The following is an 18,414-nucleotide window of genomic DNA, read 5'->3' as shown; positions in this document are numbered from 1 at the left end:
AAAAGTGAGCCATGCAGGATTCGAACCTGCGACCCTCTGATTAAAAGTCAGATGCTCTACCAACTGAGCTAATGGCTCTTGGCTGGGCTAGCTGGATTCGAACCAACGAATGACGGAGTCAAAGTCCGTTGCCTTACCGCTTGGCTATAGCCCATCGCTATAAAAAACACATTAAGTATATTACCCGTTAATTTTTTTTATATTCCTGATATATGTAAATGGTGGTGGGGGACGGATTCGAACCGCCGAACCCGGAGGGAGCGGATTTACAGTCCGCCGCGTTTAGCCACTTCGCTACCCCACCTAAAAAAGGCAAAATAAAAAATGGTGCCGGCCAGAGGACTTGAACCCCCAACCTACTGATTACAAGTCAGTTGCTCTACCAATTGAGCTAGGCCGGCAAGCCATATTGTAAAATGGTGGAGGATGACGGGTTCGAACCGCCGACCCCCTGCTTGTAAGGCAGGTGCTCTCCCAGCTGAGCTAATCCTCCGAAGTACAGGATGTACAAGTGCATGCGTTGCGACAGGATGTCGCGCTCTTAGCATGCCATCCGCTATTAAAATTGTGATGAGCAGTGTTAGCATCTTCATAAAAAAGAATGGTGACCCCTACGGGATTCGAACCCGTGTTACCGCCGTGAAAGGGCGGTGTCTTAACCGCTTGACCAAGGGGCCGTTAAGTATTTTTTTAAAGCACAATACAGAGTATAGTTAATACAGACTTACTTGTCAACACCTATTTAAAACTTTTTTAAATAAAATTTTCATTTTCTGTTTTTCCCATTAAATATTTGGCCAATATAGTGAATTAGCACATTTTTCATTTGAATCCTAACTGGTTTGCACTTGGGACCTATTCCTACATAAACTAATAATCAATATATATACCCAAGGAGGTGCCTCTATTATGAGTGCAGGTGTAGGTTATGGATATGGTGGATTCGCGTTTATCGTTGTTTTGTTCATTCTCTTGATCATTGTGGGCGCTAGCTTTGTTGGCGGATATGGCTGGTGGTAAGCCGGCTTAACCCCTTTTTCATCAGAGAGAAAACTATTTGTCAGCAAATGTTTTGATTAGACAGGGCTCCCAAATAAAGGGAGCCCCAACAACTTTTAAAGCTTCCAGCCGGGCTTGAACCGGCGACCTCATCCTTACCATGGATGCACTCTACCAACTGAGCTATGGAAGCATGGCTCCGCAGGTAGGATTCGAACCTACGACCGATCGGTTAACAGCCGATAGCTCTACCACTGAGCTACTGCGGAATAATCATGGACAAGCCAACTCTTATTATAATCAATTTATGATATTTTTCAAGAGTTTCTATATAAAATAAAAATGGATGAGGTAAATATAGCAAGCGCGCTTGGTGTATGTCAATAATTTTTTATCAATTCCTCCGTCCAGCTCCTCCGACGGGCAGTATATATTGCATGCATTCCCTATGTCCTGCAAGACGTTTGAATAGCGAAAAAATCGTTTTGTATCTTTCTTCCATCGCCCTTTTTACAATGTGCTCGATACGTTCATCTTTTAAATCAAATAAAATCTCATCCATCTCACGTTTTAACAAGTAAATAACTTCTTCTTTTTCCTTTTCATTGATCAGCATTCCGTACATGACTTACACCTCTCCATGAATTTGTATTCATAGCTATCCCCAAATCACTTAGCTTCATACGCCAATTCTTTTGGGTCTTTTAGGCATACGGATCAACAGTTCAAGCATAGATTGTACAAGGATGGATGATTGAAGGTGATGAGATGAATTTTTTTGTTACAGTAAGCGGAAGAAGGATCAAACAAGGGTTTCTCATTGTGATGATTTCGTTTTTCACCGCGCTTTTTTATTTTTCCCAATCAATCGTACAGTTTCCCGTCCTGTCCGCGAAAGATGAGCCTAAAGCGATTTATAAAGGGGAAAAAGGAGTTGCTCTTACGTTTAATATCGGATGGGGTGATATTCAAGCTGAGCCCATTTTAAAAGTACTTGAAGAGAAAAAGGTCCAATCGGCAACATTCTTCTTATCCGGTGCGTGGGCAGAGAGACATCCAGAGGTTGTTGAAAAAATAAAAGAGGCGGGATTTGAAATCGGAAGTCTTGGGTATGCATATGAGGATTACACCGAACTTGAGGATCAGCAGGTAAGACGGGATATCGACCGGTCACTCGAAATTTTAAAAAAGCTCGACATAAAAGAAGTTAAACTTCTCCGATCCCCGACTGGCCATTTTGATAAGCGTACGCTCAAAATCGCCGAAGATATGGGATTGACCGTCGTTCATTGGAGTCTGAACTCGCAGGACTGGAAAAATCCTGGTGTTAATGCAATTATTAAAAACGTCAGCAAGGTGAAAAAAGGAGACATCATTTTAATGCACGCCTCAGATTCAGCAACGCAGACTGCCAAAGCTTTGCCCGAGGTGCTTGCTCTCATAAACAAAAAAGATGAAATGGTGACAGTCTCCTATATGATTGCCAATGGAAAAGTGAAGACAACGTTGATACCTTAATGAACTAACGAAAGCGCCTGTTCATCGACGTACTGACTGAGCCGAAATACGGAAATGCCTTGATCAGCGTAGGCCAACAAGACGATTCCCGAGGAGTAATTACACCACAGGGAAGCTACTAACTTTAATCTCATCATGTGAAACTTTTTTGAATTTGTTTCGTGCAGCTTTGCGACAAGGTGAGCTTCCCCTCATCGAATATGCTGCGCCGCAGGAGCACCGAAGGCGCGAAGTCTGTTAGTCGATAGGTGCTGGAGCTTGACGTAGCATATTTTGATTAAACTAGTTATACACAGTCGAAGAATTTTATAGTACGCTTTACAGCAAAAAAAGCGAACCGCTACGTGCGGTTCGCCTTTTCTGTTCCAGCTTTTGCCGTCATATTCTTTTTAGCAGCAAGTCTTCGCGCCGTGTCCTCTTCAGATAGCCGGTTATATTTTGGCAGCACCAAAAGTTGGTACGCATTACAGGCAATTAGAGGGAAAATCACCAAGAAGAGCCAGCCCTCATCATTTGTCCGCAACACAGGCAGCCATTCCAAAATTGTAATAACGACCATGAAAAACAATGCCGAAACAAAAGTTGTCCTGGAAGTTGTCTTCGCTTTGAAATATGCGGTAATCAAGCCCGCAATTAAGATAAAGATGGCAAGCCCGATATACGGAAGCAAGCTCTCCTCTTTACCTGCAAATTTTTGAAAGCGAAGGTATACCAAATCAAACAGAACAACGATAATGAGAAAAATCTGAACGGCATTCCATAATGAGAGCGAACGGAAAACGCCCAGTCCGAACTGATGGATAAATAAATAAGCAAAAAAGCCGACTTGGCTTACAACGCTGAATATAAACCCAACGCCTACAAGCCAAATAAACGTAGAAAAAATAGCTCCTATATTCATTTCTGTAAAATATGGCTGGAATTCACTCCACCGGATTAAAAATCCTAATACACCGGTAATGATTCCGCCCAGAAAAAGTGTCGAAAAGAAAAAACGCAGCCAATTTCGGATTGTCACTGACCTAATCCTCCAATTATTATTCTTGTCTACACGATTTTATCAACCTTTTTTCAAAAAAGCCATTACTCGAGCGAATGTGCATAAATTCTTCACAAAGTCCCATATTAAAAGTAATGGTGAAACATTAGGAAAGGAGCGTTTTCCATGAAAAAAGGAATCATCCTGCTGCTCCTCGTCTGCTCGGTCCAACTCGCCGCCTGCGGCGGTAAAGCCCTTGAAGCCGCGCCACCACCAGACTATGATCAGACGAAAAAAATGATGGTGGATATTTTAAAAACAGATGAAGGAAAAAAAGCAGTCAAAGATATAGTGGCTGATGAAGAAATAAAAAAACATATGGTGATGGATCAAGCTGTTGTCAAGGAAACCATTGAAAAAACACTTGTTTCGGAAAAAGGGCAGGAATTTTGGAAAAAGGCCCTCGAAGACCCAAAATTTGCTGAATCCATGGCAAAAAGCATGAAAAAGCAAAATGAACAGCTTCTGAAATCATTGATGAAAGATCCCGAATACCAAGGAATGGTCATGGATATTTTGAAGGACCCCGTCTTTCAAAAAGATTTATCCGAAGCGCTTAAGAGCAAAGAGTTCAGGGAACAGATGCGCGAAGTTGTGACGGATACACTTGAAAGTCCGCTTTACAAAGCGAAAATAGAAGACATGTTAAAGAAGGTCGCCTCGGAAAAAAAGGGTGACAAAGGCGGCGAGAAAAAGCAGGGAGATCAAGGCGGAGGGGGCGGCGGTCCTTAAGCTTCCAAAGAGGAAGCTTTTCCCGGCCAAACATCCTCCAGATAAAAAAGCTGGGATTGGGGTAAGACCCAAATCCCAGCTTTTCTTATGCAATGCCGCAATTATTATTTAGCAAGTGCCTGAATGACTTTTCCAGCAATATCTTTATAAATTTGCCCAAGCTTATGTGATTCATCGTAAATAGACGGAGCAAAATCCTCTTCATCCCAATCCGGCTGCTGAAGCGGAAGTTTTCCAAGAAGTTCTGTACGAAGCTCATCCGCAAGCTTCTCTCCCCCGCCTTGTCCAAAGACATATTCCTTTTCGCCCGTCAACTTGCTTTCGAAATAGGACATGTTTTCGATTACGCCAAGGATTTCATGGTTCGTCCGAAGCGCCATCGCACCAGCACGTGCAGCAACAAATGCAGCTGTCGGATGCGGAGTCGTTATGATGATTTCCTTCGTGCTCGGAAGCATTGTATGGACATCAAGCGCAACATCCCCTGTTCCAGGAGGCAGGTCCAGCAGCAGGTAATCCAAGTCGCCCCAGTCCACTTCCGTAAAGAAGTTGTTGAGCATCTTTCCAAGCATTGGCCCACGCCAGATAACCGGAGCGTTATCTTCCACGAAGAACGCCATGGAGATGACCTTCACACCAAAACGGTCAACAGGAAGGATTTTTTTCCCTCTCACAACCGGCCGTTCCGTGATCCCCATCATGTCCGGTACGCTGAAACCGTAAATGTCCGCGTCCACAAGGCCCACCTTTTTGCCAAGGCGTGCCAAGGCAACTGCCAGGTTAACCGAAACAGTTGATTTTCCAACGCCGCCTTTTCCGCTGGCAATAGCAATGACTGTCGTCTTGCTGTCAGGTGAAAGCAACCCTCCTGCCGTTTCATCAGGAATGGCTCCAGCTGCACGGTGCTTCTCCAGCTCTTCTTCCGGCAAATCCGTAAACCGGATGCCGACCGTTGCAGCACCGGCTTCCTTCAACGCCTCCACGATTTGAGACTGAAGCTGCATCTGTTCCGGGGTTCCGGTCTTAGCCAGAGCAATTTTTACACTGATATGCTCCTTCTCTTCTTTCACCTTGACTTCTTCAATTCCATTTGTTTCCTCTAACGTCTTATGTAAAAGCGGATCCTTTAATTGCTTAAGAATCTCGATTGCCTGTTGTTCAGTAACCAATTTTTGCACCGTCCTTTTTTCGATTTGATTCTTGCCTAAGTATATCATATCCGTGCCGTTTTCTAAGAATAGACGTCTCGGAACATGTTAATGAAAAGTGGATTGTTTGGATTGCAAAGTGGAAAGTAAAGATCCGAAACTAGCAGCATTTCCTGGATGAGGAGAATATTCCTCCGCACGGTATATTGTTTCCTCAACCAAGGCAGTATTTCTCGAATCTGGGTGAATTTCGTGAGTCTGAGAGATATTTACTCGTCGAACATTTCTTGAACTCCAAGAGTATTCCCGTATCCCAAAAGGAATTCGCTAAATGAGTATTGCCTCAATCCAGATAGTATTTCCAAAAAGGCAACAGTATATAAAAGCCGCCACCCAAAGTTTTCGACTATGCTCAGTCCCCTAAACCTGAATAACCCAACGGCTTATAAAAAATAACCGCGCAACCCTACGATGGATTGCGCGATGCCCTCTCTTATTATTCTTTCAATTTTTCTTTCGTAAAATACCTCATTACTCCCCTATATATTGCTGCCGCCACCTTTTCCTGATAACCATCTTCCATTAAGGAGGCCCGCTCACCGGGATTCGATAAAAAGCCGATTTCAACCAAGGCGCCCGGCTTCTTTGAGTGCTTGATCAAATATATATTTTCAATGATTTTCGCCTTCCGATCCGTATTTTCCAGACTGATAACCAGCTCTTCCTGTATTAATTTAGCCGCTCGTTTATTTTCTACCAAGTGCGGTGAATAAAAGGTTTGTGCCCCTCTCCATCTTGGGGAAGGGATAGAATTCAAGTGGATACTTATAAATAAGTCTGCATCCGATTCATTGACCAGTTCCAGCCGTTTTTTCAAATCAGCCGATTTCCTTCTGCTCAGCCCGCTTATATCCGGATCCGCCAAATCTTTATCCGCCTCCCTCGTCATCAGGACGAGTGCCCCCTGCCCCTGAAGATAATCCCTCAATTTAACGGCCACTTCAAGGGCAATATCCTTCTCAAGCGCCTCACGATCGCCAGCTCCCCCATCAGGACCGCCATGCCCCGGGTCCAGGTATATGATTTTACCCGCCAACGGCAGGTTCCATGTATCAAACGAATCCCTTGGAATAAATTGATATTGGACAATCAGAAAAATAAGTGCAGTTCCAATGATAAAAAAAATGATTTTCGTTTTTCTCCGCATGCGATCTTCCCCTTTGCAATGCTTTCCTCACAACAGAATATGGGACAAGATCCTTATTTAGAACACAAACAAAAAACTACCCTGGAAACGTTTACCGTTCTGTCACCGTTGTGGTTAAAAACTCATAGACACTAATGCCTATAATAGAATAAAATTAAATTAACATTTGATAAAATGCCCTTTTTATGCCCACGGCCATTATTAAAACATCCATTTTAGGAGAGAAAATATGGATATGAAGCCCACGTTTACATATGAGTCATTTAACAGCCCTTATTTAGATGGGGTCGTTTTTGAGGACAATGAAAAAATTCAACGGTTGTTTAAGGAGCTTTCCGATGTCAAATATGCCTTGGATCAGTCTTCTATTGTTGCCATTACAGACCGGCGTGGAGTTATACAGTACGTGAACGATCAATTTTGCCGGATTTCGAAGTATGACCGCGAGGAATTATTAGGCCAAGATCACAAGATATTGAATTCTCATTACCATCCAAAAGCATTTTTCAAAGAGCTATGGGCAACAATCGGGGCCGGAAAAATTTGGCGTGGAGAAGTCAAAAACAGAGCGAAAGACGATACATTTTATTGGGTGGATACGACCATTGTCCCCTTCTTAAATGACAATGGGAAACCTTATCAATACGTTTCCATCAGGGATGACATCACCGCCAGGAAACAAATGGAGGAAGAAATCAGGAATAGCAAGGATAAAAAATTCCGTATAATTACAGAAAACTCTCTTGACTTAATTTCAATAATTAATACAGATAAACAATTTCTTTATGTATCCCCATCATTTTATTCCCTGTTGGGTTACGACCTGAAAGAAATGGAAACATCCCCTTTCCTGGAGTTAGTACATTCGGAAGACCGGGAAACAGTAGATACGGAGTTAAAAGAGATCATTGGGAATAAAGGCGCTTCTTGCCATTTGGAGTTTCGCATCCGTACTGTATCGGGAGACTACATTTATGTAAAAATGAAGGCCAATCCCGTATTGCGGCAAAACGGAAGCATTAAAAATATTGTCGTTGTCATGAGCGATATCTCAGAACGGAAAAAATCAGAGAGGATGCTCAAACATTTTGCTTACCATGATGCATTAACCGGGCTGCCCAACAGGCGACTGTTCATGACAAAGCTCAGGAGTGCGGTCAGAGATGAAAATACGACCGGATTAGCTGTCATGTTTATGGATCTTGACCGCTTTAAATATATCAATGACACATGGGGACATGACGCCGGGGACCTTGTCTTAATGGAAGCAGCTCGAAGGATTAGGGAAACAATCGCGCCGACCGATATCGTATCTCGTTTGGGCGGCGACGAATTCACAATTATTTTAACAAACAACCCTGATCAGGAAAAAGTTGAACAGGTTGCGAAAAAAATACAAATAAGCTTCCTAAGTCCGTTTGATGTGGGAGGCAACTTTTACAGCCTGTCGGCAAGCATCGGCATTTCCATTTTTCCCGAAGACGGAAAAGAAGCGGACAAGCTTTTAACAAGGGCAGATACCGCTCTCTATAACGTCAAAGAGCAGGGGCGAAGAGGATATGTCTTTTTCAATGAAAATATGGAAAAAGAGTCCTTGGAGCGCATCCTTTTGGAGAATGACTTGCGGATAGCAATCAAGGAAGGACTGCTTGAACTGGAATATAAGTCGAGGTTGGATTCTAATAGCGGCAGCCTAATGGGAGTTGAACTGCTTGTTTGCTGGGATCATCCGGAGTTGGGAAGGATTGAACCCGGAAAGCTCCTCTCCCTTGCAAAGGAAACGGGCCTGCTTCCACCTCTTGGCGAATGGATGCTGAGACAGGGATGCGAACAGTGTAAAGCTTGGCAAAATCAAGGGTACCCTCCTATAATAATGACTATTCAATTATTCGGAGAGCAATTAAAGCAGGCGGATTTTTCAAATGTCGTTGAAGGGATATTGTCCGAAACTGGCGTGGATCCCTCCTGGCTTGAGTTGGAGGTAGCTGAAACCGAGCTGGCGGGGCTTGATCATGCAGCCGATTTACTTAACACCATTAAACAACTAGGGGTATATCTGTCGATTAATCAGTTTGGCAGCGGGTCCACCATCTTCAGCTACATCCACCTCTTGTCCATAGACACCATAAAACTGGACCCATCCTTCGTTAAAAATATCGAATTGAACGATAAAGGCCGTGCAGTTGTCAAAGCGGTCGTATCACTGGCTCAAGCGCTCGAAATCAAGGTAGTTGCGGAAGGAATTGAGCAACAGCTGCAATTGGAATTGATAAACGGGGATGATTACGCACAAATACAAGGATACTCGCCGGGTAGCCCACTGTCCTTGAAGGAGATTGAAGATGCTTTGGAAAAGGAACCAATTCTTTCGTAATAAAGCCTTCTTCAACACCTTATGACAGGCCGCTAGATTTTTGACGGAAATCAACGTGTTGGATGCGTTAACGTGAAGCTGAAGGGCGCTCATTTCGGAAGTAACTCCAAATGAGCGCCCATTTTTGCTTTTCGAAGAGAACGTAACGTACTCCGTAAAAACTAAGAAGCAGATGGAACACGTCTCACCGTTCCATCTGCTTTTTTTCATCCTATAGCTTCCTGGGAAAACAGCAAATTAGTGTCCCGCAAGTAATCTTCGAATATCTCATTGGATACTGGTTTGCTGAACAGGTATCCTTGTCCTTGGATGCACCCGCCGCTGTTCAGGAGCTGAAGCTGTTCCCTGCTTTCAATCCCTTCGGCAATGACATTGATTTCCAGCGTCTTGGCAAGAGTCAAAATGGCATTAACGATCGCTTTGCTCTCCGTGTTTTTATGAATGTCCCTTATAAAAGAAGCATCTATTTTCAACGTATCAACAGGCAAATGCTTAATATAGCTGAAAGAGTTATAGCCGGTACCGAAATCATCTACGGATATGCGGACTCCGAAACCTCGGATCTCCTCCAAAATGTTGGCCGCATTTTCCAGGTCGGCAAAGACGCTCTCAGTGACCTCGAGTTCCAGCCATCTTGGATCAAGTTCAGTTTCATTTAATACTTCAATCACCTTATGAAGCATTTCGGTCTGTTCAAGCTGGCGGACAGAAACATTGACTGAAACGGTTATAGGGGAATATCCCATGTCCTGCCACTTTTTATTTTGCTTGCATGCTTCACGAAGCACCCATTCGCCAATCGGAATAATCAAGCCTGTTTCTTCAGCAATGGGAATAAATTTGTTTGGCGGTATCCTACCGAGCTCAGGGTGATTCCAACGGACAAGTGCTTCCATCCCAATCAATGTTCCTTTGGCAAAATCAATCTTTGGCTGGTAGTCTAAATAAAATTGGCCAAGCTCCACAGCTTTTCTCAGTTCAACTTCAAGCAGGATCCGTTCCAAAGATTTCTCTTCCATTTCATTGTTAAATAAAGCATATCCACTTCTTCCGCGCTCCTTCACTGTATAAAGGGCAGTATCGGCTCTTTTTAATATTTCATCGGCACTTCTTCCATGGTCCGGATATAAGGCAATTCCGATGCTGCACGAAAGAAATATTTCCTTCCCTGGTATATGGACAGGCTCTTCAAAGCTTTTTTGAATTCTTTCAACCAACGATTTAACGTCCGTTTCATCATTGACCTTGTCGAGAAGCACCGTAAACTCGTCCCCGCCGATTCTGGCAACAAAGTCAGTTGAGCGGAGCGATTGTTTTATACGGTTAGCCGCTTCCATCAGGATATAGTCGCCCGTATCATGGCCCCATGAATCATTCACATATTTGAATCGGTCCAAATCGATAAACATGACGGCCACTTTTGATGATTTTTTTACCCGGACAATTGTTTTTTGCAGCTCATTCATAAATAATCTTCGGTTTGGCAAATCTGTGAGGGTATCATGGAAAGCCAAATGATATATTTTCTGCTCTGATTTCTTTCTTTCCGTAACATCCCTAATAGCAAGCATCACTTTCCTTACATGGCCCAAATCATTCAAGATAGAATTCAACTTGGCCTCCGCACATATATATTTCCCGGAATTTGTTTTTAATCTGAACTCGAGCTGAGAAGATACTTTTTTCTTTTCCGCCAGCTGTTCTATTTCCTCTTTAAGCCCATTCCGATCTGCTTCATGAAGCAAATCAAAAATGCTCCCGTTTCTGACTGCTGTCAAATCATATCCCAACAATTGCTCGTGGGATGGGGATACGTATAGGAAGCTGCCGCCTGCATCGACAGTTGCGATCAAATCGGAGGAGTTTTCAGTGATGAGACGGTATCTTTCCTCACTCTTTCTGATTTCCTCTTCCATCTCTTTTCGTGAAGTAATATCATTCCGAATTGCGATATACCGGTAAGGTTTGCCCTTTTCATTTAAAAAAGGCACAATCGTCGTGTCTACCCAATAAAGCGAACCGTCCTTTGCCCGATTACGAACCTCCCCTTCCCAGACCTTTCCACTCCCTATAGTCGCCCACATTTCCTTAAAAAATTCCTTTGCATGATAACCGGAATTAAGTATCCGGTGGTCATGTCCAACCAGTTCATCTCGGTTATATTTTGATATTTTACATAGCAAGTCGTTAACATAAAGTATTTTTCCGCGTTGATCTGTCACCGCGACAATCGAAGATTGGTCCAGTGCATATTTGATATCAGCAAGCTCCTTCAGCACTTCCTCCAAATCCGTATGATCAGTCAACTCATAATCATGCAAGTGAAACGCCGCCGATTCATCTTCAACCGCCAAACCCTCTTTAGCCATTAGTTCTTCCTCCAGTATCGCCTGTTTTCCCTATGTAGAAAAATCCCTTATTTTTCTATTTTCCATTAACTCTATCTTAGCATGGCGAGAGGATGCTAGGTACTAATCACTAGTCTTTCTAAAAGAAAAAGCAGAAACTCCTTCACAAGCCTGTCATATAAGGCAGTAGAGAGGGTACCACACACCAAAAAAAGCCAGAAGCATGAGACTCCTGACTCTTTATTTCAGCTTTATTAACGGCCACGCAAACGTCTGCTTTTCCTTGGATAGGTGAACAAGCGGCTGTTCCTGAAAATAGGTTCTTGGCAAAGAGGAAACCATCGTATTCTTATGAATTAGAAAATCCGCTTCGCACACACGCCAACGATCATGGTGGATATCTCCGCGGTATAGATGTTTCCCCTTTTTTATAAAGAAACAGTACCGTTCGTATAGGAAATATTCCAAAGTGCCGCTAGCCGGGATGAAATAATCCGATTCAGGCTTGTAGCTGATGGAAAAACTATCATCTGGGCTTCCGGGATGCTTCCTTCGGCTCCTGAAATGAATTGTTTCTTCTTCCTGCTTAAGACTCATGGATGCGTGCTTGTACGGAAGCAATGCGGCTGCCTTGGCTCCAATAACAACCGGCCAACTGTCGGCATCCAAGCTTAGAAAATAAATCCCCGGAGTTCCTTTGTACGTAACGTATACCCGGACGTTCAACTCCAAAAAAGAATGAAAAAAAGGAGGCGGGGGAAGCCCTCTCACCCTTGCATGAGAAGCACAAAAGGGAGTAAGACCAATCCACGAAGTACCGTCGAACTGGTCAACTTCAAATTCCCGCGGCACATGTTCACTAAGAACTTCTGCTGGCACCCGCCAATGGCTGAACAGGAGATGATGCCACGTCTGTGTCAGGATCCAAGGTCTGCGCGGTACATGAAACGGGCGCTGTGATGTTTCTGAGAACTCTTTGTGCATCAAAACAAGCTCCTTCCGTTCAGAACTTTCCTTATTTATTCCCCTTTATTAGTTTCTTAAAGCGAATTGAGGAAGGTAGAACGAAATAGCAGGGGCTTTTCTTACAAAACCTTATTTAAAAAGGATTTCGTCCGATCAGACTTCGGATCAGTAAAAATTTGGGATGGTATATCTGCTTCAACAATGACTCCCCCATCCATAAATATGACGCGATCGGCCACTTCCCGGGCGAATCCCATTTCGTGGGTGACAACGACCATCGTCATGCCTTCGAGTGCCAGTTGCTTCATGACCTCCAGCACTTCGCCGACAAGTTCGGGATCAAGAGCTGAGGTCGGCTCATCGAACAGCATGACTTTTGGCTGCATTGCAAGCGCGCGGGCAATTGCCACCCGCTGTTGCTGTCCCCCCGATAGTTGTCTTGGATAGCTGTTTGCCTTATCAACTAGTCCGACTTTTTCCAACAGTTCCGTGGCAAGTGCTTTCGCTTCCGCATTATTTATTTTTCGTATCTTTTGCGGTGCAAGAGTAATGTTTTCCAAAACTGTTTTATGAGGAAACAGATTAAACTGTTGAAAAACCATTCCCACTTCTGTACGCACAACATTTATATTTGTTTTCGGGTCATTCAAATGATGGCTATTGATAACAATATCTCCGTCCGTCATTTCCTCCAGCATGTTCAAACAGCGGAGAAAGGTGCTTTTTCCGGATCCACTCGGCCCGATGACGCAAACCACTTCTTGCGGCTTAATCTCACATGTAATTCCTCTTAGCACCTCAAGGTCCCCGAATTTTTTATGCAAATTATTGACTTGTATCATTCTGTTTCCAACCTTCTTTCAAAAAAGCGTAAAACCATCGATAAGCTGAAGGTGATGACTAAATAAAACAGAGCTACTGTCGTATAAATTTCCACCGCATTAAAATGGTTAGCCGCAATCAATCGTCCCTGGAAAATCAGTTCCGGCACGAGAATGACGGATAACAAGGACGTGTCCTTGATACTGATAATGAATTGGTTTCCCAGTGGCGGTATCATTCGTTTGAACGCCTGTGGCCAAATGATATGGAGCATCGTCTGCTGGTGATTCAACCCCAGGGACCGCCCGGCCTCCATCTGGCCTTTATCAATTGATTGAACTGCTCCCCGTACAATCTCCGCAATATACGCCCCCGAATTAATCGCGATAACAATGATCCCCGCTGTAATGGAGCCCAGGTTTTTCCCGATAATCAAAGGAAGGGCAAAGAATATCCAAATCGCTTGAACCAATACAGGAGTCCCCCGGATCACCTCAACGTATATAGTTGATATGTAATAAAAAGCTTTATTCTTGGCAACCCTTCCAATCCCAAAGAGAGCCCCCAAAGCAAAGCCGATTAATAGTCCGACAACCGAAATGAGCAGCGTGTAATAAAGTCCTTTTGTCAAATCCGGCAGGAATTCAACGACTCCCGCCCAATCAAATCTCCCAATCATTGCTTCACCTCTTTAGTAGAAATGCGTTAGGTGCGCAGTCTGTTCGACAAACAAGTAAAATTGCATGAAGTCCGTATGACGGTTCCCCTTTTCACATGTGTAACACCAACAGCGCCCGAGCCAGATCAATTAGATTTTAAAAAACTATTATTCTATGTAAGAAAAGGATGTAACAAAAGTCGGTTACACCCTTTCCAAGCTTTTTTTATTCAGGTTTTTCACCAAACCACTTTTCGTAGATTTCGTCATATTTATTATTTTCCTTCAATGTAGCCAATGCTTCATTGACTTTGCTGACAAGCTCGTCCTGTCCCTTGGCGAAGGCGATGCCGTATTGTTCAGCCTGATAGAGCTCACCAACCATCTTCAGGCTGTCCTCTCCTTTAGTCTGAATATAGTAAGCTACGTTTGGAGAATCATAGAGGATGGCGTCCGCGCTCCCATTTTCAACAGCTAAGTACGCCTGGTCCAACTGCTCAAACTGGCTCGCTTCCGCACCTTCTATATTCTTTTTAATATAGTCGGCGCTTGTAGAACCAAGTCTTGTCGCAATCGTTTTCCCTTTAAGGTCTTCAATTCCGTTGATATCGCTGTTATCCACAGAAACACCTATTCTAAGTCCCGCATCATAATACGGGTCACTGAAATCAACTGTCTTCTTACGCTCATCAGTTATGGTTATTCCGGCAATAGCAATATCAAAAGATCCCGTCTGCAAGCCAGGGATGATGCCATCAAAGTTTGTCGTTTCCAGTTTGATTTCAAAGCCGACTTCATCAGCGATCGCATTGATCAAATCGATATCGAAGCCGACATACTCTCCATCTTCCTTAAATTCAAATGGTACGAAAGAAGTATCACTCGCAACCGTATATGTATCTTTCAATCCGCTATCCCCGCTGCTTTCACTTTCCTTATCGCTGCTGTCCGAGCCTCCACCTGTGCTCTCAGATCCTCCACCGCCGCAAGCGGCAAGCATAAACATTAAAGTAAGCAACAAAATTCCCCAAAGACTTCGTTTTTTTATTCCCACGTACAATTCTCCCCCTTTTAACTTTTGTAAGTGCTTTCATTTAAACTTACTATAACAAACATTATCTTTTTAGAAAAGTGTCTATATTTCCTGAATTACATGATTACTTGTCTTTTGAAGGGTTTCGTGACTCTTTAGTACCTCCATGCTTGCTATTCGTCCGGAATGCGAGGGGATGCTGTATATTATCAAACTGAAAAGTATCTCTTCATGTATTTTCATATGACAAAAGGACCGCTGTTTTTTTCATTTATAGTCTTAATTTCTCACATTTCGAAACTCGCCGTAATATATTTGTTACACAACTGAAAAACAAAGTCACAATTTGTCATGTTATGCTATACCTACATAAATTAGAAAATGTTGGAGTTCCAGGGGGAAAGTGCTAGAATGACGATGTTAAAAAAAGCTTTGGTTTCTTTATTCGCCGTTATCATGTTCGCAGTAGTGATCACTCAACCTATAGATACCGCCAGTGCAGCAAGCAAACCGACAGGGAGCGCCATTGTAAAAGAGGGTAAAAAATACCTGGGCGTTCGCTATAAATATGGCGGAACTACTCCAAGAGGATTCGATTGTTCAGGATTCACTTCCTATACCTTTAAGAAAAAGAATGTCAAACTCCCAAGAACGGCCGCTGAACAATATAAAAGAGGTAAATCTATCAGCAAAAAGAATTTAAGAGCCGGAGATCTTGTATTCTTTAAAACTACTTCAAAAACAAAAATATCCCACGTAGGAATTTACGTAGGAAACAATAAATTCATCCACTCTGCTGGAAAAGGTGTAGCCATTACATCAATCAACGATCCATACTACTGGAAATCCAAATATGCAGGTGCAAGAAGGGTTCTCTAAGCTCCCTTTTTCTATAAAACAGACAGCGACGACGGTTGGGCTCTCGCTGTCTGTTTTTTGTATGAAGAAATGGATTATTGCAAGAGCAAGTCAATGCTTCCTTGCAACGGTTTCCTTTTTCCCGTCCCGTCTGTTTTGGGTAGGGAGGGGATTGCGGATGCATTACCCTAATTACGGATTAACAGCCTAGTCAGAAGGCATGGACTTATAATCGCCCTTCAAGCTTCACAAACCGATTTAACAAGTTCACTTACTAATTGACAGAAAAGAGTAAATATACTAACCTGTTGGCTATGAGACACTCTAACGTACCGAAAATGTAATATCATTTTCAAAAGAAAGGTAGTGGAAGATGGTTATTAAACCGTACAAAGAAACATTGCCGTTACAAATTATGCGTTGCTTAATTCCGCGGTATAAATTACCCCCCGATGCAAAGCAGAGTTACTTCTATATGGAAAAAGGACATGAAGGCGAACAAAAGTTTGCAGCATTGCTAGAAAGTTTATCAAACAATTTTATTATTCTTCACGACTTGCTGCTGGTACACGATAGTACGATTTTTCAAATCGATGCCCTATTGATTACTCACAAGACAATATACCTTTTTGAAGTAAAAAATTATGAGGGTGAATTCTACATAGAGTCAGACATCTGGTACACATTATCCGGAAAAGAAATAAAAAACCCCCTGCTCCAATTAAACCGCTGCGTATCTTTACTCCGGCAATTTCTTCAGAAATCTGGTTTTAAGCTTCCAATCAAAGGGAAAGTCATCTTTATCAATCCAGAGTTTACTTTATATCAAGCTCCGCCCCAACTAACCATTGTACTTCCATCCCAATTAAACCGCTTTTTGAGCCAATTTAATGGAAATTTTCCGACTCCCGGCAAGAGCCTCAAGAAGATTGCAGATATTATAGTTGCGAACCATGTTAACGAAGCCTCCCACCGCCCATCCCACTATGACTATGATCAGTTGAAAAAGGGAATTGTCTGTAAGCAATGCAAATCTCTATCCACTTCTTATATAAGAAGATTGGTAGTATGTGATGATTGTAACTATGAAGAAGACGTTGACTCGTCTGTTAAAAGAAGCATTAAGGAATTTCAACTTCTCTTTCCACAGGAAAATATAACTACCAGCATTATTCACGAATGGTGTAGAGTCACTCCATTAAAACTGATAAGGCGGGTTCTTGTGAGATATTTTACTATGAAAGGACAGGGAAAGAATATATATTATGTAGATTCAAATAGGTAATTATCTTCTATAAGGGTCGTTTAATAAAATGATGTATTTCGACTATACCGCCCCTTTGAGTAAGATATTTCTTTATGCAGCACAAGTCCTGCTTGGGTGACTCCTACGAGGATTTGCACGGATTCTAATAAATATAAGGAATAGCAGGTGTTCCGGGCAGCACTACACAGTAATTTTTACGCACTTGCGGATTAGTTGCCTGATGAGGGAGGTATCTCACATTTGCCTACCGACATCTCAGGTTTTCCACTTCGACGGGGAGGCATCTCACGATTGCCTTACCGACATCTCGGGTTTTACACTTCGACGGGGAGGCATCGCACGATTGCCTTACCGACATCTCGGGTTTTCCATTTCGACGGGGAGGCATCGCACGATTGCCTTACCGACATCTCGGGTTTTCCATTTCGACGGGGAGGCATCGCACGATTGCCTTACCGACATCTCGGGTTTTACACTTCGAAGGGGAGGCATCTCACGATTGCCTTACCGACATCGCAGATTTTACATTTCGACGGGGAGGCATCGCTCGGCTGAAATACCCTCCAAGTTTCAATGAACACTCCTCGGTCACAATACACGATACTCCTAATAATCTACCAAAAATAAAACAGACAGCGAGCGAGCAATCCTCCCCACTGTCTGTTTTTCCATTTTTTACGCCGTATACCCACCATCAACTGGTAGATTAACCCCCGTAATATAAACTGATTCATTGGACGCCAGGAATAATGCCGCATTGGCGACATCTTCAGCATAAGCAAAACGTCCAAGCGGAACGCGGCTCAAAACTTTTTTGGCATTGGCATCCATGTCGTCTTCTTGATCGCGAGCTAAAAATTCTTTCAGCATTGGTGTTTCTGTAAATCCAGGACAAACGCTGTTAACGCGAATGCGATGTTCTCCCAGGCTCATGGCCAGGGCACGGACCATGTTGCTGACTCCGCCTTTTGCTGTTGAATAAACAGGGCTGAAATAAGAGCCCACCAGGCCTGAAATGGATGAAGTGAAGATGATGGACCCACCATTTTCCTTCATGAACGGAAGAACATATTTTGTCAGGAAGAACCCGCTTTTTACATTTAGGTCCATGGCAAAGTCAAAACCCTTTTCTTCTACCTGATCCACACCGCCCGGTCCTGGTGTTCCCGCATGATTCCATAGAATATCGATTTGTTTATATTGATCAGTGATTTTATCGACCGTCCCTTTGATATCCTCCACACTAGTCATGTCTGTGCGGTAAAAATGGGCTTTTCCGCCTCTTGCTTCAATTTCTTCAACGACTGCCTGTCCACTCTCTTCGTTAATATCAAGGATGTTGACAATCGCCCCTTCTTTGGCGAATAATTTTGCTCCCGCTCTCCCCATTCCAGATGCTCCTGCCGTAATAATCGCTACTTTGTCTTGTAATCTCATAAGATGAA

At 43.1% G+C, this 18,414-nt stretch carries 16 protein-coding genes and 8 tRNA genes; 6 read left to right on the top strand and 18 right to left on the bottom strand.

Features of this window, described 5'->3' with window-relative positions; all coding sequences use genetic code 11:
• Nucleotides 1-5: 5 nt before the first annotated feature.
• From D4T97_RS18220 to D4T97_RS18195, 6 genes are all read right to left on the bottom strand, one after another.
• Nucleotides 6-78 (bottom strand) — tRNA-Lys (locus D4T97_RS18220).
• A gap of 1 nt (nucleotide 79) precedes the next feature.
• A tRNA-Gln gene (locus D4T97_RS18215) sits at nucleotides 80-154 on the bottom strand.
• Between the two features lie 65 nt (nucleotides 155-219).
• Nucleotides 220-304: transfer RNA gene (locus D4T97_RS18210), tRNA-Tyr, on the bottom strand.
• 21 nt (nucleotides 305-325) lie between these two features.
• Nucleotides 326-401: transfer RNA gene (locus D4T97_RS18205), tRNA-Thr, on the bottom strand.
• 16 nt (nucleotides 402-417) lie between these two features.
• Nucleotides 418-493: transfer RNA gene (locus D4T97_RS18200), tRNA-Val, on the bottom strand.
• Nucleotides 494-602: 109 nt separating this feature from the next.
• Nucleotides 603-677 (bottom strand) — tRNA-Glu (locus D4T97_RS18195).
• A 232-nt stretch (nucleotides 678-909) separates the two neighbouring features.
• Here D4T97_RS18195 and D4T97_RS18190 point away from each other — a divergent pair.
• Entirely contained in the window at nucleotides 910-1,020 is a 111-nt protein-coding gene (locus D4T97_RS18190; RefSeq protein WP_126052194.1) for a YjcZ family sporulation protein, read from the top strand.
• Between the two features lie 99 nt (nucleotides 1,021-1,119).
• On the opposite strand, the gene D4T97_RS18185 is transcribed toward D4T97_RS18190, so the two are convergent.
• The 3 genes from D4T97_RS18185 to D4T97_RS18175 all read right to left on the bottom strand — a co-directional run bounded on the left by D4T97_RS18185 (nucleotide 1,120) and on the right by D4T97_RS18175 (nucleotide 1,624).
• Nucleotides 1,120-1,192, bottom strand: a tRNA-Thr gene (locus tag D4T97_RS18185).
• A gap of 1 nt (nucleotide 1,193) precedes the next feature.
• Nucleotides 1,194-1,268 (bottom strand) — tRNA-Asn (locus D4T97_RS18180).
• 125 nt (nucleotides 1,269-1,393) lie between these two features.
• The gene (locus D4T97_RS18175; RefSeq protein WP_126052193.1) at nucleotides 1,394-1,624 is read right to left on the bottom strand and encodes a hypothetical protein; all 231 of its coding nucleotides are present in this window, start codon (nucleotides 1,622-1,624) and stop codon (nucleotides 1,394-1,396) included.
• A 143-nt stretch (nucleotides 1,625-1,767) separates the two neighbouring features.
• On the opposite strand from D4T97_RS18175, the gene D4T97_RS18170 reads away from it, so the two are divergent.
• Nucleotides 1,768-2,517 carry a polysaccharide deacetylase family protein gene (locus tag D4T97_RS18170; RefSeq protein WP_126052192.1) on the top strand — a complete coding sequence of 250 codons (750 nt, stop codon included), beginning with the start codon at nucleotides 1,768-1,770 and terminating at the stop codon, nucleotides 2,515-2,517.
• Between the two features lie 340 nt (nucleotides 2,518-2,857).
• On the opposite strand, the gene D4T97_RS18165 is transcribed toward D4T97_RS18170, so the two are convergent.
• Entirely contained in the window at nucleotides 2,858-3,535 is a 678-nt protein-coding gene (locus D4T97_RS18165) for a KinB-signaling pathway activation protein (protein ID WP_126052191.1), read from the bottom strand.
• 147 nt (nucleotides 3,536-3,682) lie between these two features.
• On the opposite strand from D4T97_RS18165, the gene gerD reads away from it, so the two are divergent.
• Nucleotides 3,683-4,288 carry a spore germination lipoprotein GerD gene (gene gerD, locus D4T97_RS18160; RefSeq protein ID WP_126052190.1) on the top strand — a complete coding sequence of 202 codons (606 nt, stop codon included), beginning with the start codon at nucleotides 3,683-3,685 and terminating at the stop codon, nucleotides 4,286-4,288.
• 104 nt (nucleotides 4,289-4,392) lie between these two features.
• Here the strand turns inward: gerD and D4T97_RS18155 are convergent, their stop codons facing one another.
• Nucleotides 4,393-5,457, bottom strand: a complete 1,065-nt coding sequence (locus D4T97_RS18155; RefSeq protein WP_126052230.1) for an Mrp/NBP35 family ATP-binding protein — start codon at nucleotides 5,455-5,457, stop codon at nucleotides 4,393-4,395.
• 475 nt (nucleotides 5,458-5,932) lie between these two features.
• A complete protein-coding gene (gene cwlD, locus D4T97_RS18150) occupies nucleotides 5,933-6,643 on the bottom strand; it encodes an N-acetylmuramoyl-L-alanine amidase CwlD (RefSeq protein WP_126052189.1) in 711 nt (236 codons plus the stop codon).
• A 229-nt stretch (nucleotides 6,644-6,872) separates the two neighbouring features.
• Between cwlD and D4T97_RS18145 the strand changes: the two genes are divergently transcribed.
• The gene (locus D4T97_RS18145) at nucleotides 6,873-9,017 is read left to right on the top strand and encodes a bifunctional diguanylate cyclase/phosphodiesterase (protein WP_235872306.1); all 2,145 of its coding nucleotides are present in this window, start codon (nucleotides 6,873-6,875) and stop codon (nucleotides 9,015-9,017) included.
• 206 nt (nucleotides 9,018-9,223) lie between these two features.
• On the opposite strand, the gene D4T97_RS18140 is transcribed toward D4T97_RS18145, so the two are convergent.
• From D4T97_RS18140 to D4T97_RS18120, 5 genes are all read right to left on the bottom strand, one after another.
• Nucleotides 9,224-11,386 (bottom strand): bifunctional diguanylate cyclase/phosphodiesterase, encoded by a 2,163-nt coding sequence (locus D4T97_RS18140; RefSeq protein WP_126052188.1) that lies wholly within the window; start codon nucleotides 11,384-11,386, stop codon nucleotides 9,224-9,226.
• Between the two features lie 219 nt (nucleotides 11,387-11,605).
• Nucleotides 11,606-12,349, bottom strand: coding sequence for a YqjF family protein (locus D4T97_RS18135; RefSeq protein ID WP_235872304.1), 744 nt, complete (start codon nucleotides 12,347-12,349; stop codon nucleotides 11,606-11,608).
• A 101-nt stretch (nucleotides 12,350-12,450) separates the two neighbouring features.
• Entirely contained in the window at nucleotides 12,451-13,173 is a 723-nt protein-coding gene (locus D4T97_RS18130; RefSeq protein ID WP_126052187.1) for an amino acid ABC transporter ATP-binding protein, read from the bottom strand.
• On the bottom strand, nucleotides 13,170-13,832 hold the full coding sequence (locus D4T97_RS18125; RefSeq protein ID WP_126052186.1) for an amino acid ABC transporter permease: 663 nt from the start codon (nucleotides 13,830-13,832) through the stop codon (nucleotides 13,170-13,172). Before D4T97_RS18125 ends, D4T97_RS18130 begins: the two co-directional genes overlap by 4 nt.
• A 205-nt stretch (nucleotides 13,833-14,037) precedes the next feature.
• Nucleotides 14,038-14,817, bottom strand: coding sequence for a glutamine ABC transporter substrate-binding protein (locus D4T97_RS18120; RefSeq protein WP_164525635.1), 780 nt, complete (start codon nucleotides 14,815-14,817; stop codon nucleotides 14,038-14,040).
• Nucleotides 14,818-15,255: 438 nt separating this feature from the next.
• On the opposite strand from D4T97_RS18120, the gene D4T97_RS18115 reads away from it, so the two are divergent.
• Both D4T97_RS18115 and D4T97_RS18110 read left to right on the top strand, forming a co-directional pair.
• Nucleotides 15,256-15,723: a C40 family peptidase gene (locus tag D4T97_RS18115; RefSeq protein ID WP_126052184.1), complete on the top strand. Its 468-nt coding sequence runs from the start codon at nucleotides 15,256-15,258 to the stop codon at nucleotides 15,721-15,723.
• Nucleotides 15,724-16,177: 454 nt separating this feature from the next.
• Complete coding sequence (locus tag D4T97_RS18110) at nucleotides 16,178-16,987, top strand: nuclease-related domain-containing protein (RefSeq protein ID WP_164525630.1); 810 nt, start codon at nucleotides 16,178-16,180, stop codon at nucleotides 16,985-16,987.
• Between the two features lie 657 nt (nucleotides 16,988-17,644).
• Here the strand turns inward: D4T97_RS18110 and D4T97_RS18105 are convergent.
• Nucleotides 17,645-18,406, bottom strand: coding sequence for an SDR family NAD(P)-dependent oxidoreductase (locus tag D4T97_RS18105; RefSeq protein ID WP_126052182.1), 762 nt, complete (start codon nucleotides 18,404-18,406; stop codon nucleotides 17,645-17,647).
• Between the last annotated feature and the right edge of the window lie 8 nt (nucleotides 18,407-18,414).

It is taken from the genome of Siminovitchia acidinfaciens (assembly GCF_003605385.1).
GTDB lineage: Bacteria > Bacillota > Bacilli > Bacillales > Bacillaceae_C > Siminovitchia > Siminovitchia acidinfaciens.
Note: the sequence above shows the minus strand (reverse complement) of the source record. Positions and strands in the feature narration are given on the sequence as shown.

Excerpts from the sequence above, each read along its gene's own strand:
- D4T97_RS18170 (WP_126052192.1), top strand. The coding sequence starts at position 1,768 with ATGAATTTTTTTGTTACAGTAAGCGGAAGAAGGATCAAACAAGGGTTT.
- cwlD (WP_126052189.1), bottom strand. The coding sequence starts at position 6,643 with ATGCGGAGAAAAACGAAAATCATTTTTTTTATCATTGGAACTGCACTT.
- D4T97_RS18145 (WP_235872306.1), top strand. The coding sequence starts at position 6,873 with ATGGATATGAAGCCCACGTTTACATATGAGTCATTTAACAGCCCTTAT.
- gerD (WP_126052190.1), top strand. The coding sequence starts at position 3,683 with ATGAAAAAAGGAATCATCCTGCTGCTCCTCGTCTGCTCGGTCCAACTC.
- D4T97_RS18140 (WP_126052188.1), bottom strand. The coding sequence starts at position 11,386 with ATGGCTAAAGAGGGTTTGGCGGTTGAAGATGAATCGGCGGCGTTTCAC.
- D4T97_RS18175 (WP_126052193.1), bottom strand. The coding sequence starts at position 1,624 with ATGTACGGAATGCTGATCAATGAAAAGGAAAAAGAAGAAGTTATTTAC.
- D4T97_RS18115 (WP_126052184.1), top strand. The coding sequence starts at position 15,256 with ATGACGATGTTAAAAAAAGCTTTGGTTTCTTTATTCGCCGTTATCATG.
- D4T97_RS18125 (WP_126052186.1), bottom strand. The coding sequence starts at position 13,832 with ATGATTGGGAGATTTGATTGGGCGGGAGTCGTTGAATTCCTGCCGGAT.
- D4T97_RS18120 (WP_164525635.1), bottom strand. The coding sequence starts at position 14,817 with ATGTTTATGCTTGCCGCTTGCGGCGGTGGAGGATCTGAGAGCACAGGT.
- D4T97_RS18130 (WP_126052187.1), bottom strand. The coding sequence starts at position 13,173 with ATGATACAAGTCAATAATTTGCATAAAAAATTCGGGGACCTTGAGGTG.
- D4T97_RS18110 (WP_164525630.1), top strand. The coding sequence starts at position 16,178 with ATGGAAAAAGGACATGAAGGCGAACAAAAGTTTGCAGCATTGCTAGAA.
- D4T97_RS18105 (WP_126052182.1), bottom strand. The coding sequence starts at position 18,406 with ATGAGATTACAAGACAAAGTAGCGATTATTACGGCAGGAGCATCTGGA.
- D4T97_RS18190 (WP_126052194.1), top strand. The coding sequence starts at position 910 with ATGAGTGCAGGTGTAGGTTATGGATATGGTGGATTCGCGTTTATCGTT.
- D4T97_RS18135 (WP_235872304.1), bottom strand. The coding sequence starts at position 12,349 with ATGCACAAAGAGTTCTCAGAAACATCACAGCGCCCGTTTCATGTACCG.